Source organism: Streptomyces sp. DH-12 (assembly GCF_002899455.1).
GTDB lineage: Bacteria > Actinomycetota > Actinomycetes > Streptomycetales > Streptomycetaceae > Streptomyces.
In genome coordinates, this window is sequence record NZ_PPFB01000001.1 from 7,267,666 (window position 1) to 7,293,736 (window position 26,071).

Below are 26,071 nucleotides of genomic sequence, written 5' to 3' on the forward strand. Positions count from 1 at the left end.
ACCGACCAGGCCAATAGTGGGCGGCGAACGACCAAGGCATCAAGCCTGCGTACCCTTACCAGGAAGCCCCTAGAGCGTAGCCTGTGAGGCGGCGGCGATGGCGCGATCTCGTTTGCGCGAGTAGACGCTTCCCGGATGACTGGGTTCTCGCGGTGGTTATCCCATACCCAGGTGTCTCCCACCCGTCGGCCTCTGTAAAGACCACCGAGGATATCGCGTCGCCAGCGCGTTCCGGCAGCGTCATAAAAAGAGAGGAGGACATCATGCGGCGTAGGTGGCCCGTCTGGCATCAGAAGCCCAGGCCTATATGACGGCAATTGGAACTTATATGTGGAACCCGGGCCGATATGCTCTTGAATATCGGAAACCTCCTGACCAAGGTAGCTTGCCTCCAACAGGAGCTTCATCTGTCTGTCAGCCCAACTGACATGCCCAGCCGTCGGGTTGAAAAGGGCTCACTGCTGATCTGCAACTATTCAGGATGAAAGAGGTTCAGTAACGCGAACGATTTGACTGAGGGGGCGGTCGCCCACTCCGACGCTCCCGCTGTCGACGAAAAGGATTTCACTGAGATCAAGTACCATCTGTACATCACGCACACCGGGTCGACACCCGCAAAGCCCAACGCGGAATGGACTATGCCGCGTTACGTGCGCTGTAACACTCATCTCACCGAGAAGAACAATGAGAGCACTGGATGCGCGCTGTCCAATGTTGCGCCGCCCGACATGGAGCTGCCAATCAGCACGTACGGCGCCGCAGCCGTAACCTATGGCTTCGGGCAAGATGCTCTTCCCGACGGGTGGGGCTACCGCAAGTCGATGCAGCGCGCCCTCAACGGCAAGGAAAGGCGTGAGTACACCTGCGGCACCAAGAGCACCGTCAAGTTCGTCCATAGGTGCGACATAGTGCCCGACGACTCGTGCGACAAGTATCCTTTCGCCTCGACCAAGCAAGGTGGCACCGACGGGGCACTCTGCGTCGAAATCACTCCGCTCCTCGAGGGCGACGGAAAATACCATGTGTATAATTCCGATCCGTCCAGGCTCGTCACTGGCAAGGAGCCCTGCGTGCGCGGCCACATACCCGAGGACTTGAATGAGCTTGCCGGCAGCGCATACTCCCGCTACACCCAGGACTGGCGACTGATTGAGGATGACCGCTTCTGGGTGGGTATTCCAGATTTCTTCGACAAGGTGAAAACCGGAGAATAGAACGGCGACGGAATCGTGATCGTCGTCTGACTTCACAACCGACCTCGTCCGCTCGCGGCTATGAATGCCGGGGCAGGCGAGGGTATAAATATTGATTGGAGTAAAGTGGCCAGTTCCTGGACCTTGGACATGTCACAGCACTTCTGCCTGACTGTTACTTTTCGCAGAAGGGCAGAAGAGGTCGTCGGAATCTACGGAGCCGACGCGGGCAGGTTCAGTCGGGTTCCTTCGCGAGAGGCCCCCGAGGCTCCACGATCGGGCACCTTGCTGCGTGCCGGTGTTTTGAACGAGTGGGCTTTCTGCATCGAATTCGAAAACTTTATCGGGTCCACGTATGCCATCATGCGCGACCTGTCGGCGCAGACTGAATGCCTCGTTCTGCTCACGACAGAGAAAGGGCTGACACTGTTCTCCAGTGTTGTGGACGGCGAAGTGGTCGAGCGATTCGAGCCCGGATATCCACCCAGCACTCAAGGCCGTAGCCCGCACGGCTACGCCGACGAGATACACGGACTCGTCGCGGATGGATTGGGCCCGGTAGCGGCGTCTCTCAGGTCCATCGCCCGGCGCGTCGGCCGCAGCCTCACGACGGAGATTTTGCACGGACCGCTGCTCTCTGTCGTTATTGATGATTTCGACCGACAAGTACTCAACCACCCCGACCCTCCGCTTCTGTTTCCGGCGCCTCCACCGGGTGGCTCCGGCCCGCTAGGCCGACGGCTGTTGTAGCCCGTCAACCTTAATGAAGGAATCCGCCGGGAATTTTGAGGACGGATGTAACTTCCCTAGTAGTGCTTCGTTAGGTTCTGGGCTGTCTGTGGCGGGTTCGTGGGCTGGGCAGAGGGCGGCCGCAGGTGGCGCAGGCACCGGTCCAGCACCTCAGCAGGTCTTGAAGAACGTCAAGGACCTGGTAGAGGGTCAGGCCGGTGTGTGGGCTTTTGGGTCGAGCCGCCGGAGGGTGAGGAATGCCTGGGCGGCGGTGACGAGGGTGACGTGGTGGTGCCAGCCGCGCCAGGTGCGGCCCTCGAAGTGGTCCAGGCCCAGGCCGTGCTTGAGTTCGCGGTAGTCGTGTTCGATCCGCCAGCGCATCTTCGCCCATCGCACCAGGTCGGCGACCGGGGTCGAAGCGGGCAGGTTCGACATCCAGTAGCCGGTCGGAGCGTCCTGGCCGTCCGGCCACTCAACCAGCAGGGTCTGGGTGGGCAGGACGCCGTCCCATCGGTTGCGGCCGCCGCCCGCCTCCTGGGCCGCGGCCAGGGACTGCTTACCCGCGGGCCGCACCGTCAGGACCGCGAACCGGGAGATCATCGCGCCTTTGCTGCCCTGACGCCAGGTCACCTCGGCGAACCGGCCGACACCGGCTTCGGCCGCGAGGACCGAGACGGCTCGTGGTGGAGTGCGGTAGCGGGGCAGCGTCGGCGGGCCGAGCCCGCTGTAAGCGGGCTGGTACGGCTCGGCATTCTCCGGGTGGGCGACTTCCTTCCCGGTCAGCGCGAGCACATAGGACAGCCCGCGCTGTTGAAGACCGAGCCGGAACGGGGTGCTGACGCCGTAGCCGGCATCGGCGACCACGACCGGAGCCTTCAGCTGCCACTCGTCGAGCGTGTCGAGCAGGCCGAGCGCCAGGCGCCACTTCTCCTGGTGCACCACCTCGTCGGGCACTCCTGCCCTGCGGCACCGCTGCGGTGCATCCGTCCACTCGCGTGGCAGATACAACTCCCAGTTCAGCGGACACGACGCGGTGTCGGTGGCGGCATGGACACTGACCGCGACCTGGCAGTTCGCCCGCTTGCCGACCGCTCCGCAGTACTGCCGGGTCACCCCCACCGACGCGGTGCCGCACTTGGGGAACGACACATCGTCGACCACCCACACCTCGGGCCCGATCACCTCGGACAGCCGCTCGGCGATCCGCTGCCTGACCGGCAGCGGATCCCACGGCGACTGGTTCACGAACTGCTGCAGAGCCTGCATGTTCCCGTCCGGCAGCCGCTCGGCCATCGGCTGGATCGACTTGCGCCGGCCGTCGAGCATCAGGCCCCGCAGATAACACTCGCCCCACCGCCGCTGATCCCGCCGCGGCAGCGACCCGAACACATCGGCAACGAACTCCGCCAACTCACCCCGGAGCCGTTCCACCTCCCCCAGCTTCACCCTGGGAGGCTGCCCACCATCAGCCGAGATCACCCAACGTAACGAAGCACTACTAGTAGATGTGGTCGTCGGCGCGTTCATCCTCGGGCATCCGTCGGAGACGCCACGCACCGAAGCCGGCCCCAAGAGCCCCGCCCATGAGAGCTGCCGCTCCTGCCCACACGCCGCTGGGCGAGAGCGCCGCAGCGAGCAAACCGGCCAACAGGGCGCCAACCAGCAGGCACATGACGGCGATGAAGCACGCAGCGAGGTAGCGATTCCTCAGAGGCGTCATGCCACCTTGCATGAGGTCCTCCTGTCCCCTTCGGCTGGTTCTCTTCTCGCATATCCCCGAACGTTCACGACAATCCGGCTCACGGGGTCGCGTCACAGAAGTTGAGCCAGAGCCCGTGGAAGTGGACGAAGTCACTCCAACGGTGCTCGCTGGATCGGGACATACCGGTGGGCTTGGGCGGCGCTCCCACGCGTCGGATGAGGGACGGCTTCGGTGCGGGGCCCCCTGGAAGCGGACACGGCCCGTGTCACCCGGCCCTTTTCCTGCGGCAATCTCACCCGCAGGCCACACGCGCCGAGCACAGCTATGGCCCCGTGTTCCCGGGCCCGGTCCGTCACCCCCGCGGTGGTGGCGGGCCAGGCCTCTTCGTGCGGTCGCACGGTTGGGGGTCCGCCACAGCTGTCTGAGCCCTACCCTGCCGCGGCGGCGAAGTCATCCTCCGCGCGTGGGCGCGGGTTCACCCACCAGACCTGTCCGGCTCGTGGACAGATGATCGTATGACGCGGCCCTGGCCGGGGTAGAGAGGATGTCGGGCGCCTTCCCGCAGGGAAGAGCCCGCTATGCATCCCTGTCGGCCCCGCCGGCAAGACCGAAGGAAGCAGTATGGCCAGCGGCACCGTGAAGTGGTTCAACTCCGAGAAGGGCTTCGGCTTCATCGCCCAGGACGGCGGCGGACCGGACGTCTTCGCCCACTACTCCAACATCTCCGGCAACGGCTACCGCGAGCTGGTCGAGGGCGAGCCGGTCACGTTCGACGTCACCCAGGGCCAGAAGGGCCCCCAGGCGGAGAACATCGTCCGCGGCTGACCACCGCTGGCCTGCACACCCCCGTGTAGAGTGGTCTCACCGACGCGGGGTGGAGCAGCTCGGTAGCTCGCTGGGCTCATAACCCAGAGGTCGCAGGTTCAAATCCTGTCCCCGCTACGAAAGAGAGGGGTTCGGCATCAGCCGGACCCCTCTCGCATTCCTGCGCACGGAGCCGGGCGGGTACAGCCGCTGCCGAGGGCGGGGACGACGACGAGCACCCCCACCTGGACGAGCTGGACTCCTCCTCCACGGCGAAGGCCGCGTCCCCGCTGCCCGCGAGCAGATCCGCGACCACCAGCGGCAGCGGGCCGCCGACCACCCCGTACCCGCCCCCGGCCTTCCGCGACCACGGCCAGCAGCAGGCCACCGCGCACCAGCCGCACCGCCCCCAGGCCCCGGCCGCACGTAGAAGCTCCGTCGTCATGGCCCTCGCGCCGTCCGTCCCGTTCATCGCTCGGGAGGCCCGGACCGGGGAGGGAAAACCCTGGATCTTCAGACGTTCCGCCGCGTCGTCCCGGCCCGCGACGCGAAGCGGGTCCGCGCCGTGGGCGGTGCGCTGCAATCAGCGGGAGGCTTTCTCGGGCCACAGCACCCGTACCGGGACGCCGGTGCGTTCGGCGTAGGCGACGACGTCGGCGGTGCCCCCGTAGCCGCGGGCGGGCCGGCCGTCCCACACGGCGAGCAGCTCGTCGGCGAGGCCGACGAGGATCTCGCTGCCCGCCATGTGGGCGTGTGAGTCGGAGGCGGTCATGCCGGTCTCGTGCACGTCGGCGGCCTGGCCGAGCAGACGGTCGTAGGCGGGGTGGTGCCAGTGGGGGAGGCTGTCCCGGTACTCGGTGGCGGGGACGACGACCTCGATGCGGCCGCCGTGGTCGAGGACCGCTTCGGCGAACCAGGCGTCGGGGCCGTCCGCAATGCAGGAGACACCCACCAGCTTGCCCGGGTCGTACTCCTTGACCGCCTGGGACAGCAGTTCACGTACGTGCTTTTCGACCTCTTCGCTCAGTCCGCGGTGTCCGGTGATCCCTACCCGCATGCCGTCGTCTCTCCTTCAGAGGTAGACGCCGTGGAGGCGTTCGTCGAAGTCCCGCACCACTCGGGGCGGGGACGACAGTGCCAACGATCGGCGCACCGCGCGAGCCCGCTCCACGATCCGCCCGGACCGATACTGCAGGCCCACCTCGAGTGCCCGCGTGGCGAGGGCGAATGCGCCCTCGACGCGCCCGGACGCCAGCTGCCCGGCAGCAGCATCGAGCAGGAGCAGGACCCGCTGCTTGGCGTGGCCGGTGGCCAGGGCCTCGGCGTCGCCGCCCAGCACCCAGTCGGGCAGGCCGAGCCAGGCACCGCAGGTGACACGGTGCGCGGCGACCTTCTCGACGGTGAAGGAGAACACCCACGGCCACGGCGGCGGCGCCTCTTCCTGTCCGGGCAGGGCCCCGGCCGCCGTACGGGAGCGTGTCAGCGCCTTGTCCGCCGACCGCCGATCGCTCACGGCCGCATGCCCGAGCGCCTCGATACCGGACAGCCACGCGTCGGCGACGACCGGGGCACGCCCGCCCAGCGCACGGCGGGCGCGGCCGGCCAGGTTGAGGGCTTCGACGCCGTTGCCGGCATGCGCCTCGGACTGCGCGAGCCCACCTGGTAGGCGGTGAGCAGCGGGTCACCCGCGGACCTGGCCGTGTTGACGGCGGCCCCGTAACGGGCGCGGGCGGAGCCGTGGTTGCCCATGTCCCAGGCCAGCCACCCGGCAAGACTGGCCGCTTCACTGCCGACGGCGGCCAGCCGCGTGCGCTGCTCCTCGCCGGCGCTGCGGGCGGTGGTCTGGATGAGCCGCAGGTGCGCCTGCACGACGTCCTCGAGGTCCTGGGAGGGGGTGGAGGCGTCGAGCCGTCCGTAGGCGGCGGCGGACAGACGCAGAGCAGAGGCCTGACCGCCGGCGCTACCGTCGGCCGGGGTGGTGGGTAAGGCGGCCAGGGCCGGTGCCGCCGCTGCGGCCACCGCCCCGCCGAGGAAGGCACGTCGGAGCATGTCATCGTCGTCTCTCGCCTGTGACTTCGGCCGGCCGCTGGACAGCCCGACGAGATCGGGTGTGATGTCCAGGTGCGCGGCGGCCGCCGCCAACACGCCGGTCTGGTAGGTTCCCGTGCCGCGTTTCTCCAGGCGCGAGACGGCCGGCTGCGACAGACCCAGCGCCTGTCCCAGCTGGGTCTGGGTCATGCGCCGGTCCTTGCGGACCAGCTCGATGACCCTGCCGTGGTCGCCGCCGCGGGACGCTGCCCGCACTTCCGCCTCGTGCCGCACGGTGCACCCTCCACGCTACGAGTCCTTGCGGTCCCTGCCGCTCACGCGTATGCACTCCGCGGATACGCGTATGCAGGTGCCGCATACGTGATGGTTCCACAGCCCTCAGTGACCGTTGACTGGGAATCGGCAGCAACACCCTTTTTGCTCGTGGGAATTGCCGCCGTGCGGGGCGTCCCCGTTCCCCTGTCGGGGACGCCCCGCACCACCGCCGCACCCGCCCACCACGAGGTCCCATGGCCACCGCACACCAGAAAAACCCGAGCACCGACCCGTACGGGCAGCCCGACCCGCTGTCCCGAAAGGACCGCAGGCGGCGGGTGCGGGAGCCGGCCGGGCGGGACGAAAGGGAGACGGTCATGGTGCGGTGGCCGACGGCCACCGCACCATGACCGGTCGCACGCTCTGCGGCACCGTGAGATCAGCGAGCTTCACAGGCAGAGTGTGAGCGTGCGCTTCTCGCTGGGCGCCGCTCTCGCAGACGGGAACGCTGTGATGACCACGACGAGCATGCTGCACACCAGGCACCGGCTCATCGGCCACCTGGTCTACGACACGGTGTCCGCACGAAGCGGTGTGCTGCGGGCCGTCGCCCCGGACGGCGACGCGCCGAAGCCGGTAGCCTGGCTGATCCCCGTAGGTGGCGGCATCGAGTGGACGACACCGGTGAGAGCGATCGAGCCGGTCACGGCGCCCACGCAGAGCCGGCCGTCCCCGCAAGGGCGCTGACGACCGGGCCTTGAGGAAAGACGAGTCGTGATTCAGTTGGCAGGCGCGTCCCCGCAGGCGCGGCATCAGGTGTTCGACTGCAAGCTGTGCCCGGGCAAGGGGTCGACGGCGGAGATCGCGGGCGTGGGCGAGTGGATGGCGCGCTGGCAGGTGTGCCGCTCGTGCGACTTCTGGCTGACGTGCCTGGGCTACCGGGCGCTCGGCGACCAGGACCCCGACGGCCGGCGCGTACTGCGCATCGACGGACGCCACTACATGACATGGACCGAAGAACAGGGCAGACCGCCCGGGACCGGATGCACCAGCCGTGTCGACCGCCCGTACGTCCTGCTCGAGGACGAGATCGTACGCAGCGCGCGCTGGCTGTGGCTGATGGGCACGATCCCCGCCCGGTTCCGGGAACAGCTCCGGGACAACGCCCGCTTCCTCACGCCCTGACAACGACGGCAGGACCCACGCCCACCTGTTTGCCGCGCTCCTCGACGGCGACTGGACGACCGAGGCCGCCGCCCCTGTCCCCCTGGCCTGAATGCCCGCCTCCAGCCGGGCGTGACACGGACCCGTATGCTGCGCCAGTCCGCGAACCGCCCGTTGAAGGGAAACGTCCCCACCGTGTTCCAGCAGACCCCCGTCTACGACCGCCTCGTCGCCGAACGCGGCGACATCCCCGTCCAGGTCCGCGGTGAAGCCGACCGGATACACCGCGACCTGGCCCAGGTACTGCGCCAGACCTCCACCTCCCAGCCGAGTGCACCGCAGAGCGTTTTCGAGCCGAAGACGCTTCCCCGCGCTCTTTAGAGCTTTGGCCGTCGCCGTGCCCCTGCGCCCCGCACTCACGCGCAGCCGAGGTTCCCGCGACCGGGCGGCCCAGGACATGGACGGCAGCCGGTAGACGGCGTCCTGGCACCGTGCTGTCGCCCCGGCGTTGGCCTTGGCGACGGTATCGCTTCCGCAAGCAGCGAGGGCGTGAAGGAGAAGGTGCCGTGCTTCCGCCGCCGGGTACGGCTACCGGCCAGGACGGACGGCCTGGACGCCGCTACCCGCATACGCCCTCAGCGCCCGAAGGAGCAGAAACTCGCGTCCTGTTCCGTCACCGGCTGGCCCGAAAGCTCCGCCACAGCGCGACCACGCACCGTCCCAGACGCCTTCCACCGATACGTGCCCGCGGCGCAGGGACGGGGCCGTGGGGCCGTCGAGCGTGGTCGCCCGCATGCCCGGACCGTGCTGGGGACGCCGCTCCCGGCACATCCTCCGGGTGATCCCTGTGACGAAGGGCGGTGGGGCATGCCGCCCGGGCTCCTCATCCTGCGCACCGTGGCTCTCCCGCGGTTCCCGGAGGGCGAGCCCGGCACCCACCGCTGTCGGGAGGGGACACGGGCGGGGCTTCCGGCAGCCGTCTCCACCTGACGCCACCCCCGGGCAGCCGCGTCCTGCCGGGCAGCCCCGGTCACCGGACACCGCGGAGCGCCAGCCGCCTCCGTCAAGCCCCCGTCCGTGTCCGCCGCTTGGCGCCTCCGACGGGGGGTAGCCGATAGACCTCACGAGGTGAACAAGGCAAAAGGGCGGAAGGAGACAAGCCATGGAAGTGCGCCAGGCGCACGGCGGCAGGGAACTCGGTGATCTCGAACCGGGCACGCGCCAGCGTGGCCAGCTACGCGCCCGCGTCGCCGACATCGCCTCGACAGCGCTGTGCGTGGTGCTCGCACTGTGGGTGGTGTGGGGCATCGTCGGTGCGGCGCGCGGTGCGGTCGGCTGGGCGTACAGCGTGGTGGCGTGCGCGCTGCTGGCGATCGCGCTGGCCGCCCGGACGCTGGGCGTACGCCGCAGGAACCTTCGGTCCGGGCGGTAAGGGACGGCGATGGAGCGCATCAACACCTTCCTCGGCCGCCACATGCGGGTCTAGGTGCTGCTCACCGTCCTCGCGGGCTGGGCGGTGATCATGCTGATGTCGCCGGGCGAGCCGCTCCTCGTGGTCCTCGCGTGAGCCGCGGTGATGTCCGTGGGCGCGGTAGCCGTCCTGCTGGTCCTGCGGGCGAGGGAGAAGCGAGCGGCCCGAGGCTCGGCCGACCGCCTGGTGATCCTGGACCGGCAGCTGCGCCGGGGAGAGATTCCCTCTTCCCCCGCCGACCGGGAGGCCATGCGGGGCCTGGTGGAGCAACGGCTGCACCGCACCCGGCGCCGGAAGCCCGCCCTGGTGATGCTCTGCCTGATGTACGCGCTGCTCGTTACCGTGCTGCTCCTCCTGGACAGTGGACGCGAGGCGCTGGTCCACCTGCCGGCCACCGCGGCCGCCCTCGCCGTGGTCGTCGCCGTCGCCGGTTCGGCGTGGCTGCGCAGGGAGGTGGCCGCGAACGCCCCGGCCGGTGACGAGACCACGGCCGGCGACAAGGCCCCCTCCGCGCCGGAGCGGGTCGCGCTCGGCCAGGAAGCGTAGCCCCCGGCGCGCGTAACCCCACAGCGCACCACCGGGCGGCCCCTCGTCGGGGCCGCCCGGCCTCACAGTGTGGCGGCCGACGGCAACCAGCCGTGCTGCACGGCGAGCGCCCCCGCCTGGAAACGGCTGCGCGCACCCAGGCGCTCCATCATGTCGTTGGCCACCCGGCGCGCGGTGCGCGGCGAGGCGCCCAGCCGCTTGGCGACGACTCGTCCGTCATCCCCCGGTACAGCGAGCGGAGCACCTCGCGCTCCTGCGCACTGAACCCCGACCCGTCACGCCGCCGCACCTCGCCCAGGTCCGCCGCGGCGGCCCAGACGCTGTCGAACAGCGCGCACAGGGCGGTCAGCGTCCCCTGCCCGGTGAGCACCACCGCCGCCTCGCACGACGCCTCCGCCTGAACGGGGACGACGGCACTCTCCCGGTCGACGATGACCATCCGCACCGGCAGGGACGGCGCCGTACGGACCTGCCCCCCGCGCTCCGCCAGCCACTCGGCGTACGCCACGGTGTGCGGACTGTTGCGCACACTGTCCAGGCAGACGGTCCGCATGCGCACCCCGCGGCCCAGCAACTCGGAGTCCAACGGTTCGGCGGCCCGCAGACTCTCCGGCGTGTGCGCCCCGTTGGGCGCGAAGGTCATGACCTCGGCGCGCACCCGGTGCGTCAGCACCGCGAGCTTCTCCCTGATCTGCTCGACCCCCGTCAGGCGCTCCACGTTCGGCTGCCGAGCCGGCGCGTCCTGCTCCGCGAACTGCACGATGAGCTGCGCCGCGGCGGCACGCGAGGTCTCCACGCGCTGCTGCTGGGCGGCCAGTTCCGCCTGCTGCCGGGCCATTCGACGCGCCCGACCGCACGGCGGCCGTCGTCAGCGCGGTCAACGCCGGCCTGGTGTGAGCAGCCGCCGCGGAGGCCGTGACCGAGAGCGCGCGGACCGGACCGCCACCGGTCACCCGATGCCGTCGGCCACGCAGGCCGTGAACGTCGCGCCGTCGACGGGGCCGCCGGCCGTCGCCGGGCAGAGGCAGGCGTAGACGACACTCGGACATCCCCGCGTCGGCCTCCGACCTCCCGCTGCCGCCCGCCAGACCCCGCCCCGGCAACCCGGTCTGCGTCCGGTGCTGCGTCTTCTTCCCTATGGAGCCCCGCCCCGCCGACGGCAGTCTGCTGGAAAACACGGCTTGGAGGCTCACAGTGACAGCAGGACCGGCCCCGGAGAGGGCCCTGGACGGCCTCGACATCCGCACCGCATCCTTCGCCCAGCGCCGACTGTGGTTCATGGACCAGCTCGCCGGTTCCTCCAGTGGGTCGATGCTCCCGCTGGTGCTGAGGCTGAGCGGGGCCCTGGACGTGGAGCGGCTGCACAGCTCGCTGTCGGCGATCGTGGACCGGCACGAGGTGCTGCGCTCGCGGTTCACCGCCGTCGACGGCGAACCCGTGCAGGTGGTCGACGCCCCGGCCGGCGTCGCACTGGAGCGTGTCGAGGTCAGCGGCCCGCAGGAGCTGTACGACCGGTTCCTCGGGCGTCCCGTCGACCTCGCCGCGCAGCACCCGGTCCGCGCCGTCCTCGCCCGCGTCGGCCCCGACGAGCACCTGCTGCTCGTCGAGGTGCACCACATCGCCGTGGACGGCTGGTCCTGGGGCGTGCTGCTGGAGGAGCTGGCCGCCGGGTACCGGGGGGACGCCGTCGCCGCGCCCGCCGTCTCCTACAGCGACCTCGCCCGGGCCCAGACGGAGCGCCTGAGCGGGCCGCGTCTGGAGCGGATGCTCGCGCACTGGCGTGAGCGGCTGTCCGGGCTCACGCCGCTGGACCTGCCGACCGACCGCCCGCGACCGCACACCTGGGACGGATCCGGCGATGTCGTCCGGTTCGACCTGCCCGCCGACGTGGTCGCCGCTGTCGACACCTACGCCCGCTCCCGCCGCGCCACCCGCTACATGTTCCTGCTCACCGCCTACCAGGTGCTGCTCGGACACTGGGCGGGCCGCGACGACGTCGCCGTGTGCAGCACCCTCGCCGAACGCTCCCGGCCCGGCGCCGCCGGACTCATCGGCCCTCTGGTGAACACCGTCGTCCTGCGCACCCACCTCGCCGGCGCCCCGGACTTCGCCGGACTGCTCGACCGGGTGCGCCGCCGGGTCCCCGTCGACCTCGCACACGCCGAGGCGCCCTTCGACCTCGTCGTCGGCGCCGTCGGCGGATCCCGCGACCTGTCCCGACACCCCTTGGCGCAGGCCTCGTTCACCCTCCTCAACGCGCCGATCCAGCCGGTGCGGATGCCCGGCCTGGACGTCGGCCTGGTCGAACCGCCGCTGTCCAAGACGCCGTTGGACGTCTTTCTCGACCTCACCCTGCGCGCCGACGGCAGCATCGCCGCCCTGCTCCAGTACGCCACCGCCCTGTTCGACGACGCCACCATGCGCGCCTTCGCCCAGGCGTACGCCGCCCTGGTACGGGCGGTGCTGGCCGCCCCCGAAACACCCGTGCGGGAGCTGCTCCGCGCGCTTCCCACGCGACCGGGCGCCCTCGCCCGGCCCCGCCCCGACTGGCACCGCGCCCCCGACCGCCCCGCCGGCCCGGCGCCCGACCTCGCCTTCTCCGGCGACCCCACGGCGATCGCGCTGAGCTGCGGGGACCAGAACGTCACCTACGCCGAACTCGACGCCATGACCGGAGGACTGGCCGCCGCCCTGCGGGACACGGGGGTCGAACCCGGCGGCGCCGTGGGCGTGTTGCTGCGCCGGGGGCCGTGGTCGGTCGCCGCCATCGAGGGCATCTGGCGCGCCGGCTGCGCCTATGTGCCCCTCGACCCCGACCTCCCCGCCGAGCGACTGCGGTACATGGCGCGACAGGCCCGCCTCGCCTGCGTCCTCACCGACGCGGCGACCGCGGCCGACGCCGACGGTCTCGCCCCCGTCCTCCTCGACACCGGCGCCGTCGCCCCCGACGCCGACGGTCCCCGGCGCCGGCCCCATCCGAGGGAGCTGGCCCACGTCATCTTCACCTCCGGCTCCACCGGCCGCCCCAAGGCCGTCGGCGTCGAGCACGCCGCCCTCGCCTCGCACGTGGCCGCCGCCCGCGAACGCCTCGGCCTCACCGCCGCCGACCGCGTCCTGGCCTTCGCCTCGTTCTCCTTCGACGCCTCCCTCGACCAGGTCCTGCCCGCCCTCACCACGGGCGCGCGCGTCGTCATGCGGCCTGACGAACCGTGGCTGCCCACCCAGATCCCCGAGATCGTCCAGCGGCACGGCCTGACCGTCGTCAACGTGCCGCCCACCTACTGGGCGGAGCTGACCCTCTCCCTCGACCGCCGGCTCGCCGCCGGGCTGCGCGGCCTACGGCTGCTGGTCCTCGGCGGCGAGAGCGTCCCGCCCGACACCCTCGCCGCGTGGCGTGCCGCCGTCCCTCACGTCCGCGTATGCAACGCCTACGGCCCGACCGAGACCACCGTCACCGCCACGATCTACGACGCCGACGACCCGCCCGCCCACACCGTGCCCATCGGCCGGCCGCTGGGGGAGCGGCGCGTGTACATCGTCGACGGCGACGGCGAACCCGTGCCCGTCGGCGTCGGAGGCGAACTCCTCATCGGCGGCACCGAGGTGGCACGCGGCTACCTCGGGATGCCCGCCCTGACCGCCGACCGCTTCGTGCCCGACCCGTTCGGCCCGCCCGGCGGACGCCTCTACCGCACCGGCGACATCGTGCGCTGGACCGCGAGCGGGGAACTGGAGTTCCTCGGGCGCCGCGACGACCAGGTCAAGATCCGCGGCTTCCGCATCGAACTCGGCGAAGTCGAGACGGTGTTGCGGGCCTGCCCCGAGGTCGCCCAGGCCGCCGCCCGCCCCGACCGCGCCACCGGCCGCAGCCTGATCGGCTACGTCGTGCCCGCCGAGGGCGCCGACCCGGCCCCCGACCGCGCCGCCCTGCGCGCCTGGTGCGCCCGCCACCTCCCGCAGCACGCCGTCCCCTCGGACTTCGTCGTCCTGGACGCGCTGCCCGTCGGCGTCTCCGGCAAGCTCGACCGCTCCGCGCTGCCCGACCCCGCGCACACCCGCGGCGCCTCCGGGCCCGCCTACGCCGCACCGCGCGACGAGACCGAACGGGTCGTCGCCGAGGTGTGGGCCGACGTCCTCGGCCTGGACCGGGTCGGACTCGACGACAGCTTCTTCGACCTCGGCGGACACTCCCTGCTCGCCACCATGGCCGTCTCCCGGATCGCCCAGCGCCTGGGCCGCGAGGTGGAGCTGCGCACCGTCTTCGAACACCCCACCGTCCGCGGCTTCGCGCCCGTCGTGGCCGGCGCCCGGGTCCCGGGGGCCGCCGACGTGGCGCCCGTCGATCGCGACCGGCCCCTGCCGCTGTCCTTCGCACAGGAGCGGCTGTGGTTCCTGGACCGCACCTCCGACACCGGCGAGTCCTATCTCCTCTGGTACTGCTGGCGGGTGCGCGGCGGACTGGACCGCACCGCCTGGCAGCAGGCCCTGGACGACCTGGTCGCCCGCCACGAGGTGCTGCGCACCGCCCTCATCGAGCGCGAGGGACGCCCCGTCCAGGAGGTGTGCCCGCCCGTCGGCGTCCCGCTGCACTGGGAGCGGGCGCCCGAGGCCGCCGAGGGACGCGACCGCGTGGCCGAACTGCGCCCGCGCGCCGCGTCCTTCGCCACCCGCCGCTTCGACCTCGCCCGACCGCCCCTGCTGCGCTCGGGCGTGTGGGAACTCGCCGAAGACGACCACGTCGTCCTGATCAGCCTGCACCACGCGGTGACCGACGGCTGGTCCAAGAACGTCCTGCTCGACGAACTCGCCCGGCACTACCACGCCCGCCTGCGGGGCGAGAGCGCCGCGCTGCCGCCGCTGCCCGTGCAGTACGGCGACTTCGCCGTCTGGCAGCGCGACCGCGCCGACAGCGGCGCCATGGAGCCCCAACTCGCCTACTGGGAAACCGCGCTCGACGGCGCGCCCGTGCTCGACCTGCCCACCGACCGGACCCGCCCCGCCGCGTTCACCGGCAGGGGAGGAGCGGTCGAGATCGACCTGCCCCACGACCTCGTCGGCCGGGTCGACGACCTGGCGCGGGAGCACGGGGCCAGCCGCTTCATGGTGCTGCTCGCCGCCGCGCAGGCCGTGCTCGCCCGCTGGACCGGACAGGACGACATCTGCGTCGGCACCCCCGTCGCCGGCCGCGACCGGCTCGAACTGGAGCCGCTGGTCGGCTTCTTCGTCAACACAGTCGTGCTGCGCACCGACCTGTCCGGGCGGCCGACCCTCGCCGGCCTCGTCGACCGCGTGCGGGATGTCGTCCTCGGCGCCTTCGGCCACCAGGAAGTGCCGTTCGAGAAGGTCGTGGAACGGCTGCGGCCCGAACGCGACCTCTCCCGCAACCCGCTCTTCCAGGTCATGGTCGACGTCCAGGACTCCGCGGGCGGCGGCTCGACGCTGCCGGGCCTGGACGCCACCGACCTCGCCCTGCCGTGGAGTTCGGCCAAATTCGACCTCACCGCGACCTTCGTGGTCCGGGACGCCGGGTTCGCCCTCAACGTGGAGTACGCGGCCGACCTGTTCGAACCGGCCACCGCAGCCCGCTTCGCCGAACACGTCGGACGCCTCCTGCGAACCCTCGTCGACGCCCCGCACACCCGCGTCGACGAAGCGCCCCTCCTCTCGCCGGAGGAGCGCCGCGACCTGCTCGCCGCCGCGGGCCAGGACGCCCCGCCGGCACCGGCCTTCGCGGTGGAGGGACGACCGGAGGCCACGGCCCTCGCCTGCGAGGGGACCACCCTCACCTACCGTGCGCTCGACGCCCGCAGCGGGGGGATCGCGGCCGCGCTCGTGGCCGCGGGCGTCTCCCCGGCCGATCCGGTCGGCGTGTGCGTGAGCCGGGGTGTCGGAGCAGTCACGGCCATGCTCGCCGTCTGGCGGGCGGGCGGCGCCTACGTCCCGCTCGACCCCCAGCTGCCGGGCCGGCGGCTGGAGCACATGCTCCGGGAGGCAGGGGTGCGGCACGTCCTGTGCGACGCGGCCACCCGCGCCACCGTGGAGGCCCTGGACGCGCACCGCGTCGACCTCGACGACGCGCCGCCCCGCACCGACGGCCCCCGCCACGCCCCCAGGCCCGACGACCTCGCCTACGTCATCTTCACCTCGGGCTCCACCGGCAGGCCCAAGGCCGTCGGCGTCGCACACCACGCCCTGGACGCCCATGTCGCCGCCGCTCGCGAACTGTTCGCGCTGACCGACCGGGACCGGGTGCTCACCTTCGCCTCGACCTCCTTCGACGCCTCGCTCGAACAGATCCTGCCCGCGCTGAGCGTCGGAGCGAGCGTGCACGTGCGGCCCGACGAGATCTGGGCCCCCGAGGAGCTGGCCGAACGCGTCGCCGAGGCCGGGATCACCGTCATGGAGCTCACCCCGTCGTACTGGGCCGAGGTCGTCGCCCGCCTGGACGCCCTCACGCCCCGGCTGCGCACCCTGCGGCTGCTGGTGACCGGCGGAGAGGCGCTGCCCGCCGACCCGCTCGAGCGCTGGTTCGCCCACCTGCCCGGCGTCGCGGTCGTCAACACCTACGGGCCCACCGAGGCCGTCATCTCCGCCACCGCGCACACGCTGCGGGACCGGCCGGACGGCCGGGTGCCCATCGGACGGGCGCTGGGCAGCCGACGCACCTACGTCGTCGACGCGCGCGGAGACCTGGCCCCGCACGGCGTGCCCGGCGAACTCCTTCTCGGTGGCCCGGAGTTGGCGCGCGGCTATCTCGGCAGGCCCGCCCTGACGGCCGAGCGGTTCGTGCCGGACCCGCACGGCGGACCCGGCGCCCGGGCCTACCGCACCGGTGACGTGGTGCGCCGGCTGCCCCACGGGGAGCTGGAGTTCCTCGGCCGCGACGACGACCAGGTCAAGATCCGGGGCTTCCGCGTCGAGCCCGGCGAGGCCGAGGCCGTCCTGCGCGCCCACCCCGGCGTGCGCGGCGCGGCCGTCGTCGTCCGCACCCTGCACGGCGAACCCGCGCTGGTCGGTTACGTCGTCGGGGACGGCCTGCTGGAGGAGTCCCTGGCCACCCACTGCCGGGCCCAGCTGCCCCACTACCTCGTCCCCTCGGCGTTCGTCCTGCTCGACGCCCTGCCGCTGACCGTCCAGGGCAAGCTGGACGCCAAGGCGCTGCCCGAGCCGGAGACCCGCGAGGCGCCCACCCTCGTGCCGCCGCGGACGCCGGCCGAGACCGTCGTCGCCCAGATCTGGTGCGAGGTCCTCGACCTGCCCAGGGTCGGCGTCCACGACGACTTCTTCGCGCTGGGCGGCCACTCCCTGCGCGCGGTGTCGGTCGCCTCCCGGCTGCGGACCGCCTTCGACTGCCCCTTCCAGGTCCGGGACCTGTTCGAACACCCCACCGTGGAGCGGCTCGCCGCCGAGGTGGAACGGCGTCTGCTGGAGCTGATCTCGCAGATGAGCGACGACGAGATCGACCTGTCCCTGACCGCCGAACTCTGACCGCCGAACTCCGCCGCCGAATCCGGACGGCCGCCCGCCGACGCCCGTCCGGTTCGCCACCCAGCCCGCAGCTCTGCCCCAGACCCTGAGATTCGGAGTGCCCTCATGACCACGTCCGACGTGCGCCCCGGCCCCCAGCCCGCAGGCGGTGGCCTCTCCCCGGCCGCCCGGCGACTGCTGGAGCAGCGGCTGCGCGGCCGGTCGGCCGTCCGCGACGACGGCCCCGTCCGCGTCCGGCCCCGCCCGGAGCGAACCCCGCTGTCCCCGGCCCAGCAGCGCCTGTACTTCCTGGACCGCCTCGACCCCGGCGCCGCGACCTACCTGCTGCCCGCCGCGTGGCGGCTGCGCGGCCCCCTGGACGTGCCGGCCCTGCGCGCCGCCCTCGCCGACCTCGTCGCACGGCACGAACAGCTGCGCGTCGTCTTCCCCGAGCACGAGGGCGTCCCGTACCAGCGCGTCCTGCCGGCCGGCGACGCCGTGCTCGACGTCGTCGACGCGGCCGCGGGGGGAGAGGCGGACGCCGGCGCGGTCTGCGAGGCGGAGGCCGTCCCCGTAGACGAGGCCGTCGCCCGGCAGGTGGACGCCGCCGTCCACGCCGCCGCCCTGCGCCCCTTCGACCTCGCCCGCGAACCCGCCTTCCGGGCCACCCTGGTCCGCGCGGCCGATGACGACCACGTCCTCGTCCTCGCCATGCACCACATCGTCTCCGACGGCTGGTCCCTCGACGTCCTCGTACGGGACCTCGCCGAGCTGTACCGGGCCAGGCGCGAGGGCCGCGACGCCGAACTGCCCGAACTGCCCCTGGACTACGCCGACTACGCCCTCTGGCAGCGCGCCGCCGACCAGGGCCGGGCCCTGGACCACTGGACCTCCCGGCTCGCCGGACTGACCCCGCTCGACCTGCCCACCGACCATCCGCGCCCCGACACGCCCTCCAGCCACGGCGCCGTGCACACCGTCACCCTGCCGGCCGCGCTGACCGACGGCCTCGCCGCCCTGGGCCGCACCGCCGGGACCACGCCCTACATGACCGTGCTCGCCGCCTTCCAGGCAGCGCTCGCCTTCCACAGCGGACAGCACGACATCGCCGTGGGCACCGTCGTCGCCAACCGCGAGCGGGCCGAGACCGAACAGCTCGTCGGGTTCTTCGTCAACACCCTCGTGATGCGCGGCGACTTCTCCGACGACCCGACCCCGGCCACGCTCCTCGACCGCACCCGCGACCGGGCCCTGGAGGCGTTCACCCACCAGTCGCTGCCCTTCGAGAAGGTCGTCGAGGCCCTCAGCCCCGAACGTGACCTCGCCCGCAACCCGCTGGTGCAGGTGCTCTACACGCACACGGAGACCGGCACGGGCGCCCTCGCCCTCGGGCAGGCCGAGGGCGAGCCGTACCGCATCGGGCTCACCACCGCGAAGTTCGACCTCACCCTCGACCTGCGCGAGGGCACCGGGCGCACCGAACTCGCCTTCGTCTACCGTCCCGACCTGTTCGAGGAGGAGACCGTCGCCGCGCTGGCCCGGCACACCGTGGCCTTCCTGGAGGCGTTCCGCACCCGCCCCGACGCACCCCTGAGCACCGTCGACCCCCTCACCGCCGCCGAACGCGCCCGTCTGCTCGGCCCGGACGGCCCCGCCCGCAGGACCGACACGCCCGCCGTCCCGCCGCGCACGGCCGCCGACCGGCTCGCCGGACACATCGCCCGCACCCCCCACGCGCGAGCCGTCACCGGCTCGGGCCGGAGCCTCACCTACGCCGAACTCGACCGTCAGGCATCCGCGTTGGCGCGGCGACTGCGCGCGGCCGGCGTCACCCCGGGCGCCCTCGTCGGCGTCTGCCTCGACCGCACCCCCGACCTGGCCGTCGCCCTCCTGGCCGTCTGGCGGACCGGAGCCGCCTATCTGCCGCTGGACCCGACGCACCCCAAGGCGCGCCGTGAGTACACCGTCACCGACTCCGGCATCGAACTGATCGTCACCGACGCGGCCACCCGCGACGCGGTGGAGGGTCTGCCGGCCCGGTTGCTCGAACTGAGCGCCACCGAGCGGGACGCCGACGACCGGCACCCCGCGGCGCAGGACACCGCCGGAGTGGGCGCCGCGCCGTCGCCGGAGGACGTCGTCCCCGCCCACGACGACCTCGCCTACGTCATCTACACCTCCGGCTCCACCGGCCGCCCCAAGGGCGTCGAGATCACCCACGGCAACTTGGCCTGGCTGCTGGGCGCCGCCGACCGGCACTTCGACTTCGGTCCCGACGACGTGTGGACCCTGATGCACTCGCCCGCCTTCGACTTCTCCGTCTGGGAGCTGTGGGCGCCCCTCGCCACCGGGGGACGCGTCGTCGTCCTCACCGGGGACGAGGTGCGCGACCCGGCCGCCGTGCACCGGGTGCTGCGCGAGGAGGGCGTCACCGTCCTCAACCAGACCCCGGCCGCCTTCAAGGGGCTGCGCGCCCATCTCGCCCAGAACGGGGCCGGCTTCACCGGCCTCGCCCTGCGGACGGTCGTCTTCGGCGGCGACGCCTTCGACGTGCGCGACTACCGCGACTGGTTCACCGCCCCCGGGCCCCGCCCGGAACTGGTCAACATGTACGGCATCACCGAGACCACCGTCCACGTCACGATCCGCACCATCACCGAGGACGACGTCCACGGCGACGTCCGCTCACCCGTCGGCCGCCCGCTCACCGCCGCCCACGGCTACGTCCTGGACGCCTGGGGCCGCCTCGTCCCGCACGGCACCGTCGGCGAACTCCACGTGGCCGGCGGGGGAGTGGCCCGCGGCTACCGCAACCGGCCCGAGCTGACCGCGGAGCGCTTCCTCGACGACCCCTTCGGCGCCCCCGGCTCCCGCATGTACCGCACCGGCGACCTCGTGCGCGTCCTGCCCGACGGACAGCTCGCCTACGTCGGCCGCGCCGACCACCAGGTCAAGATCCGCGGCTACCGGATCGAGCCCGGCGAGATCGAGACCGCCCTGCGTGCACTGCCCGGCGTCGCGGACACCGCGGTGGTGGCCCGGCGCGACAGCGGCGCCGCCCGCCTCGTCGCCCACGTCGTCACCCCCGAGGGCCGCCCCCTGGACGTGCCCGCCCTGCGCGAGGGACTGCGGCTGACGCTGCCCGAGTACATGGTCCCCGCCCTGTTCGTCCGCCACGAACGCCTGCCGCTGACCGCCAACGGCAAGGTGGACCGCGCCGCCCTGACCGCCGTGCGCCCCGGCACCGCCCAGGATTCGACGCACGTCGCCCCCCAGGGGCCGACCGAGCAGGCACTGGCGGAGGTGTTCGGGCAGGTCCTGAGCGTGGAGCGGGTCGGCCGCACCGACAACTTCTTCGACCTCGGCGGCGACTCCATCCTCGCCCTGCGCCTGGTCGGCGTCGGCCGGCTCGCCGGGCTCGGCTTCTCCGTCGCCGACGTCTTCCGCGCCCGCACCCTCGCCGACCTCGCCGAACTGGTCACCGACGCCGCCGACACCCCCGAACCGGTCGCTCCCTTCTCCCTCGTCGACCCCGCCGACCGGGACCGGCTGCCCGACGGCCTCGCCGACGCCTACCCGCTCACCATGCTCCAGGCCGGAATGCTCCACGAGATGCTCGCCGACCACCGGCGCGGCGCCTACCACAACGTCACCGACCTGAAGATCACCGTCCCCGAGGGCTTCGACGCCGCCGCCTTCCAGTCCGCCGTCGACGCAGTCGTCGCCGCCCACCCGATCCTGCGGACCTCCGTCGACCTCGTCGGCTACCGCGAACCGCTCCAACTCGTACACCGCACCGCCCACTTGTCCGTCGGCTACACCGACCTGCGCGGACTGCCCCGCGAGGAGCAGCGCGAGCGGCTGCGCCGGTTCGTCGACGCCGAGTTCGACCGCCGCTTCGACCTCGCCGCCGCCCCCCTCGTCCGCATCCACCTGCACCACGTCACCGACCACGACCTGCGCCTGGTCCTCACCGACTGCCATGTCGTCCTCGACGGCTGGAGCCTGACCTCCCTCGTCGCCGACCTGCTGGCCCTGCACCGCGAGGCGGTCACCCAGCGCACCGCGCCGCGCCCTCCGAGCGTCCCGGCCTTCGCCGAGTACGTCGCCCTGGAGCGGGCCGCGCTCGCCGACGAGGACTCCCTGGCCTACTGGCGGGACCGGCTCGCCGCGCTGCGCCCGGTCACCCTGCGCCGGCGCACCGACACGGCCGCCGTGGACGGTCCGCCGGTGCACGAGGTGCGCCGCTCCTACGCCCACCTCGCCGAACGCATCGGACGCCTCGCCAAGGAGGCGGGCGTGCCCCGCCGCACCGTGCTGCTCGCCGCCTTCCACCACACCATGAGCCTGTTCGCCGACCGCGACGACAGCGTGCGGGGCCACAGCATCGGCCTGGTCACCAACGGCCGCCCCGAGGTGCCCGGCGCCGACCGGATGCGCGGACTGTTCCTCAACACCGTGCCGTTCGGCGTGGACCGCCCGCGCGGCGACTGGCTGACCTACCTGAGGGACGTGTTCGGCGCCGAGCAGGAGATGCTGCCGCACCGCCGGGTCCCGCTCGTCCGCATCGCCCAACTGCGGCCCACCGAACCGAACCTGACCGACACCGTCTTCAACTACATCAACTTCCACCGCCTGGCGCACGACTCCTGGGACGACTCCCTGGAGATCGCCCGCACGATGTTCCCGCTGCTGGTCAACGCCGGCGTCAACGCCTTCACCCTCGACGCCGACCCCGAGTACGTGGCCCCGGCCACCGCCGAACAGGTCGCCGACGTCTTCGTGGCCCAGCTCGAGGCCATGACCGCCGACCCGCACGCCCGGATCCGCCCGCCCGCAGCCACCGGCGCCGCCCGTGAGACGGTCCTCGGCTGGGCCGCGGGCCCTGACCTGCCCTCCTCGCCGCTGCTGTTCCACGAGCACGTCGCCGCATGGGCCGCCCGCACCCCGCACGCCGTCGCCGTCGAGCACCGCGGCCAGACCCTGACCTACGCCGAACTCCACGAGCAGGCCGAACAGGTCGCCCGCCGACTGCGGTCGCTCGGCGTCGGACCCGAGAGCATCGTCGGCATCTGCGTCGACCGGGGGCCGGACTGGGTCCGTGCCGCGCTCGGCGTGCTGCGCTCCGGCGGCGCCTTCGTCCCGCTGGACCCGCAACACCCCACCGACCGTCTCGCGTTCATGGCCGAGGACAGCGGCATGCGGGTGCTGCTGACCCAGCGGGCGCTGGACGGCGCCGTCCCCTTCGACGGCCCCACCCTCCACCTGGACGTACCCGCCGAGCCGGTCGGACCGGTGCCCGGCCGCGAGCCCGACGCCGACACCTTCGCCTACCTGATCTACACGTCCGGCTCCACCGGCGTCCCCAAGGGCGTCGCCATCGCGCACGGCGGCCTGTCCAACATGCTCGAAGGCCAGCGCGACCTGGTCGACCCCACCCCCGAGGACCGCGTCCTGCAGTTCGCCTCCTTCGGCTTCGACGCCTCCATCCTGGAACTGACCTGGGCCCTCGCCAACGGCGGCCGCCTGGTCACCGCACCCAAGGAGGACCTGCGCCCCGGCCCCGACCTGGCCCGCACCCTGCGCGAGGCCCGCGTCACCGGCGGCATGCTCCCGCCCAGCGCCCTGGCCGTCCTCGGCGAGGACACCTTCCCCGACCTGCGCGTCCTCCAGGTCGCCGGCGAGACCTGCCCCGCCGAACTCGCCGACCGCTGGTCGCGGGGCCGCCGCTTCCAGAACGTGTACGGCCTCACCGAGACCACCGTGTGGTCCGTCGCCGCAGACCTCGCCCCCGGCCAGGGCCGGCCGCCCATCGGCACCCCGATGCGCAACACCCGCGTCCACGTCCTCGACGACGACCTCCAGCCCGTCCCGGTCGGCGTCCCCGGTGAGATCCACCTCGGCGGACAGGCCGTCGGCCGCGGCTACCTCGGCCGTCCCGACCTCACCGCCGCCACCTACGTCCCCGACCCCTACGGCGGCTCCGGCGAGCGGCTGTGCCGCACCGGCGACCTCGGCGCCTACCGGCCCGACGGCACCGTCGAATGGCTCGGCCGCCGCGACGCCCAGGTGAAACTGCGCGGCTTCCGCATCGAACCCGGCGAGATCGAGCACGCCCTGCGGCAACTGCCCGGCGTCCGCCAGGCCGTCGTCCTGCACCGCACCGACCTGCCCGGGGGCGAACCCGCCCTCGTCGCCTACCTGGTCACCGACGACACCGGCCGGCACACCCCCGAGGAGCTGCGCGGCGCCCTGCGCACCGGACTGCCCGCCTACATGGTGCCCTCGCGTTTCGTCCTCCTCGACGAGATGCCCGTCAACCGCAGCGGAAAGATCGACCGGCGGGCGCTGCCCCTGCCGCCCGCCGAACTCGACCAGGACGAGACCGCGTACGTCGCCCCCTCCACCCCCGCCGAGCGGATCCTCGCCGAGATCTGGCGCGAGGTGCTGGGCCTGTCCCGCATCGGCGTCCACGACGACTTCTTCCGGATCGGCGGCAGCTCCCTGTCCACCGTCCGCGTGTCCCTGATGGCCGCGGGACGCGGACTGCCCGTCACCGTCGGCGACCTGATCGAACACCCCACCCTCGCCCGCCTCGCCGCCCACGCCACCCGCGCGGTCGGCGCCGGACTGCCCCGGACCGTCACCTCCGAGGTGCGGCTGCGCGAGGGCGACGGCGAACCCCTCTGGTGCGTGCACCCCACCGGCGGCAGCGCCGCCTGGTTCGTGCCGCTCGCCCGCGCCCTGCCGCCCGGCCGACCCGTCCACGCCTTCCAGGCCCGCGGACTGCTCGGCGGCGTCGACCCCAGCACCGTGACCGGCATCGCCGCCAACTACGCCGCCGAGATCACCGACCGCGCGGCGCCCGGCCCGCACGCCCTGCTCGGCTGGTCCATGGGCGCCAACATCGCCCTGGAGATGGCCACCCAGCTGCACCAGTCCGGCCACCCCGTCGCCCCGCTCGTCCTCATCGAGCCCTACCTGCCCAACCCCGCCGCCCGCGCCCGCCTCGAAGGCGTCACCCGCGACCTGCGCGAGGCCCAGCGCCAGCGCGACCGGCTGCGCGAGATGACCGACTCCCCGCAGCGCGACCGCGCCACCGCCGAACTCACCGCCACCCTCCTCGGCGCCGGCATGAGCCCGGCCGAGGCCGCCCTCGTCGAAGGCGCCCCCATCGAGGTCTGGCACTCCCTGCTCGCCGCACTCGCCGCCTACGAGGTCCGCCCCTACCCCGGCCACCTCCACCTCGTGGTCGGCAGCGAGGCCGCGAACCTGCCCCGAGGCGTCCCGATGCCCGGCCTCGACGTCGACTTCGACACCTACGTCGAACGCTGGCGGGCCACCGCACGCGACGGGCTCACCCTGCACATCAGCGAGGGCGACCACATGTCGATGATGGCCGACCCCCAGGTCACCGGCATCGCCGGCCTGGTCGCCGCCCTGGAGACCGGAGAAGCCCGATGACCACCCTCGCCCCCGCCCCCACCGAGCGCTACCTCCTCGCCCCCGACCTGGTCGCCGACCCCTACGGCCATCTGGACGCCCTGCGCGAGAGCGACCCCGTGCAGTGGAGCCCGCTCCACCACGCCTGGCTCGTCACCGGCTACGACGAGGTCATGCGCTGCCTGCGCGACCGCGCCGTCTCCGCCGACCGGGTCCGCCCCCTGATGGACGCCGTGCCGCAGGGAGCCCGCGAGGACGCCGAGCGCGCCTTCTCCATCCTGTCCCGCTGGATGGTCTTCAACGACCCGCCCCAGCACCGCCGGCTGCGCCAGGTCTTCCAAGAGGCCTTCGCCGCCCGCGCCGTCGCCCGCTACAGCGCCTTCACCGAGAAGGTCACCCGGGCCGTCCTCACCCGCAAAGCCGCTCCCGGCCACAGCGGCGACCTCATGGCCGACGTCGCCAAACCGCTGCCCGCCCTCGTCTTCGCCCGCTGGCTCGGCATCCCGCCCACCGACGGCCCCTCCTTCTGGTACTGGAACGCCCGCGTCGCCGACCTCGTGCTCGGCACCGCCCAGGAGGAGAGCGAGTACCGGGCCTCCCTCCAGGCACTGGTGAGCCTGGAGGACTACCTCGGCGCGCTCGTCGAACGGCGGCGCGCCGAGCCCGGCGACGACCTCATCAGCCAGGTCCTCGCCGAGGGCCGCGTCGGCGGCACCGTCAGCGAGCAGGAGTTCGTCGGCATGCTCACCCAGATGGCTTTCGCCGGCGGGGAGACCACCAGCAACCTCATCGCCAACACCGTCCTGGCCCTGCACACCCGCCCCGACCAGCTCGCCGCCGTCCGCGCCGAACCGGACCTGGCCCAGGGCGCCGTGGAGGAGACCCTGCGCCTGGACGGGCCGTCGAAGATGTCCATCCGCACCGCCGCCCAGGACCTCGAACTCGGCGGCCACACCCTGCGCACGGGCGACCGGATCTTCCTCGTCACCGCCGCCGCCAACCGCGACCCCGCCCGCTTCCCCGACCCGGGCCGCTTCGACGTCACCCGCAGCGGCGCGACCCACCTCGGCTTCGGCTTCGGCGCCCACTTCTGCATCGGCGCCGCGCTCGCCCGCCTCGTCGCCGTGTGCGCCGTGCGCACACTCGTGTGCGAGCGGCCCGGCCTCGCCCTCGCCGACCCCGCACGGCTCTCCTGGCAGCCGTCCCTGCTCAACCGCAGCCTCACCGCCCTGCCCGTCCACTACTGAC

Annotated in this window: 15 protein-coding genes, 1 tRNA gene and 1 pseudogene; 13 read left to right on the forward strand and 4 right to left on the reverse strand. The window is 72.6% G+C overall.

The window, feature by feature from the left end:
- Positions 1-509: 509 nt before the first annotated feature.
- Both C1708_RS32240 and C1708_RS33840 read left to right on the forward strand, forming a co-directional pair.
- Positions 510-1,214, forward strand: a complete 705-nt coding sequence (locus C1708_RS32240; protein ID WP_106415978.1) for a NucA/NucB deoxyribonuclease domain-containing protein — start codon at positions 510-512, stop codon at positions 1,212-1,214.
- Positions 1,215-1,478: 264 nt separating this feature from the next.
- Positions 1,479-1,943 (forward strand): DUF6461 domain-containing protein, encoded by a 465-nt coding sequence (locus tag C1708_RS33840; RefSeq protein ID WP_133169106.1) that lies wholly within the window; start codon positions 1,479-1,481, stop codon positions 1,941-1,943.
- A 189-nt stretch (positions 1,944-2,132) separates the two neighbouring features.
- Here C1708_RS33840 and C1708_RS32245 read toward each other — a convergent pair whose 3' ends face one another.
- On the reverse strand, positions 2,133-3,368 hold the full coding sequence (locus tag C1708_RS32245; RefSeq protein WP_106411736.1) for an IS701 family transposase: 1,236 nt from the start codon (positions 3,366-3,368) through the stop codon (positions 2,133-2,135).
- A gap of 877 nt (positions 3,369-4,245) precedes the next feature.
- On the opposite strand from C1708_RS32245, the gene C1708_RS32255 reads away from it, so the two are divergent.
- Both C1708_RS32255 and C1708_RS32260 read left to right on the forward strand, forming a co-directional pair.
- Positions 4,246-4,449, forward strand: coding sequence for a cold-shock protein (locus C1708_RS32255; RefSeq protein WP_009192932.1), 204 nt, complete (start codon positions 4,246-4,248; stop codon positions 4,447-4,449).
- A 43-nt stretch (positions 4,450-4,492) separates the two neighbouring features.
- Positions 4,493-4,566: transfer RNA gene (locus tag C1708_RS32260), tRNA-Met, on the forward strand.
- Between the two features lie 445 nt (positions 4,567-5,011).
- Here the strand turns inward: C1708_RS32260 and C1708_RS32265 are convergent.
- Together C1708_RS32265 and C1708_RS36230 are read right to left on the reverse strand one after the other, a co-directional pair.
- Positions 5,012-5,485, reverse strand: coding sequence for a hypothetical protein (locus tag C1708_RS32265; protein ID WP_106415980.1), 474 nt, complete (start codon positions 5,483-5,485; stop codon positions 5,012-5,014).
- A 15-nt stretch (positions 5,486-5,500) separates the two neighbouring features.
- Positions 5,501-6,666: pseudogene (locus C1708_RS36230) on the reverse strand (helix-turn-helix domain-containing protein).
- A 320-nt stretch (positions 6,667-6,986) separates the two neighbouring features.
- On the opposite strand from C1708_RS36230, the gene C1708_RS34120 reads away from it, so the two are divergent.
- The 6 genes from C1708_RS34120 to C1708_RS32295 all read left to right on the forward strand — a co-directional run bounded on the left by C1708_RS34120 (position 6,987) and on the right by C1708_RS32295 (position 9,913).
- Positions 6,987-7,142: a hypothetical protein gene (locus C1708_RS34120; RefSeq protein ID WP_157951307.1), complete on the forward strand. Its 156-nt coding sequence runs from the start codon at positions 6,987-6,989 to the stop codon at positions 7,140-7,142.
- 103 nt (positions 7,143-7,245) lie between these two features.
- Positions 7,246-7,479 (forward strand): hypothetical protein, encoded by a 234-nt coding sequence (locus C1708_RS32275; protein ID WP_106415981.1) that lies wholly within the window; start codon positions 7,246-7,248, stop codon positions 7,477-7,479.
- A gap of 27 nt (positions 7,480-7,506) precedes the next feature.
- Entirely contained in the window at positions 7,507-7,917 is a 411-nt protein-coding gene (locus C1708_RS32280) for a hypothetical protein (protein WP_133169107.1), read from the forward strand.
- Between the two features lie 174 nt (positions 7,918-8,091).
- Complete coding sequence (locus tag C1708_RS32285) at positions 8,092-8,277, forward strand: hypothetical protein (RefSeq protein ID WP_106416584.1); 186 nt, start codon at positions 8,092-8,094, stop codon at positions 8,275-8,277.
- 781 nt (positions 8,278-9,058) lie between these two features.
- Positions 9,059-9,328, forward strand: coding sequence for a hypothetical protein (locus C1708_RS32290; protein ID WP_106415983.1), 270 nt, complete (start codon positions 9,059-9,061; stop codon positions 9,326-9,328).
- 150 nt (positions 9,329-9,478) lie between these two features.
- Complete coding sequence (locus C1708_RS32295; protein ID WP_133169108.1) at positions 9,479-9,913, forward strand: hypothetical protein; 435 nt, start codon at positions 9,479-9,481, stop codon at positions 9,911-9,913.
- Positions 9,914-10,061: 148 nt separating this feature from the next.
- On the opposite strand, the gene C1708_RS32300 is transcribed toward C1708_RS32295, so the two are convergent.
- Positions 10,062-10,751, reverse strand: coding sequence for a phospholipase D-like domain-containing protein (locus C1708_RS32300; RefSeq protein ID WP_106415985.1), 690 nt, complete (start codon positions 10,749-10,751; stop codon positions 10,062-10,064).
- Between the two features lie 356 nt (positions 10,752-11,107).
- Here C1708_RS32300 and C1708_RS32305 point away from each other — a divergent pair, with 356 nt between their 5' ends.
- The 3 genes from C1708_RS32305 to C1708_RS32315 all read left to right on the forward strand — a co-directional run bounded on the left by C1708_RS32305 (position 11,108) and on the right by C1708_RS32315 (position 26,070).
- Entirely contained in the window at positions 11,108-17,401 is a 6,294-nt protein-coding gene (locus tag C1708_RS32305) for a non-ribosomal peptide synthetase (RefSeq protein WP_106415986.1), read from the forward strand.
- 105 nt (positions 17,402-17,506) lie between these two features.
- Entirely contained in the window at positions 17,507-24,844 is a 7,338-nt protein-coding gene (locus C1708_RS32310) for a non-ribosomal peptide synthetase (RefSeq protein ID WP_106415987.1), read from the forward strand.
- A complete protein-coding gene (locus tag C1708_RS32315; protein ID WP_106415988.1) occupies positions 24,841-26,070 on the forward strand; it encodes a cytochrome P450 in 1,230 nt (409 codons plus the stop codon). The genes C1708_RS32310 and C1708_RS32315 overlap by 4 nt, the downstream gene beginning before the upstream one ends.
- Position 26,071 lies beyond the last annotated feature (1 nt).

Excerpts from the sequence above, each read along its gene's own strand:
- C1708_RS32255 (WP_009192932.1), top strand. The coding sequence starts at position 4,246 with ATGGCCAGCGGCACCGTGAAGTGGTTCAACTCCGAGAAGGGCTTCGGC.
- C1708_RS32265 (WP_106415980.1), bottom strand. The coding sequence starts at position 5,485 with ATGCGGGTAGGGATCACCGGACACCGCGGACTGAGCGAAGAGGTCGAA.
- C1708_RS32315 (WP_106415988.1), top strand. The coding sequence starts at position 24,841 with ATGACCACCCTCGCCCCCGCCCCCACCGAGCGCTACCTCCTCGCCCCC.
- C1708_RS32310 (WP_106415987.1), top strand. The coding sequence starts at position 17,507 with ATGACCACGTCCGACGTGCGCCCCGGCCCCCAGCCCGCAGGCGGTGGC.
- C1708_RS32275 (WP_106415981.1), top strand. The coding sequence starts at position 7,246 with ATGACCACGACGAGCATGCTGCACACCAGGCACCGGCTCATCGGCCAC.
- C1708_RS32300 (WP_106415985.1), bottom strand. The coding sequence starts at position 10,751 with ATGGCCCGGCAGCAGGCGGAACTGGCCGCCCAGCAGCAGCGCGTGGAG.
- C1708_RS34120 (WP_157951307.1), top strand. The coding sequence starts at position 6,987 with ATGGCCACCGCACACCAGAAAAACCCGAGCACCGACCCGTACGGGCAG.
- C1708_RS32290 (WP_106415983.1), top strand. The coding sequence starts at position 9,059 with ATGGAAGTGCGCCAGGCGCACGGCGGCAGGGAACTCGGTGATCTCGAA.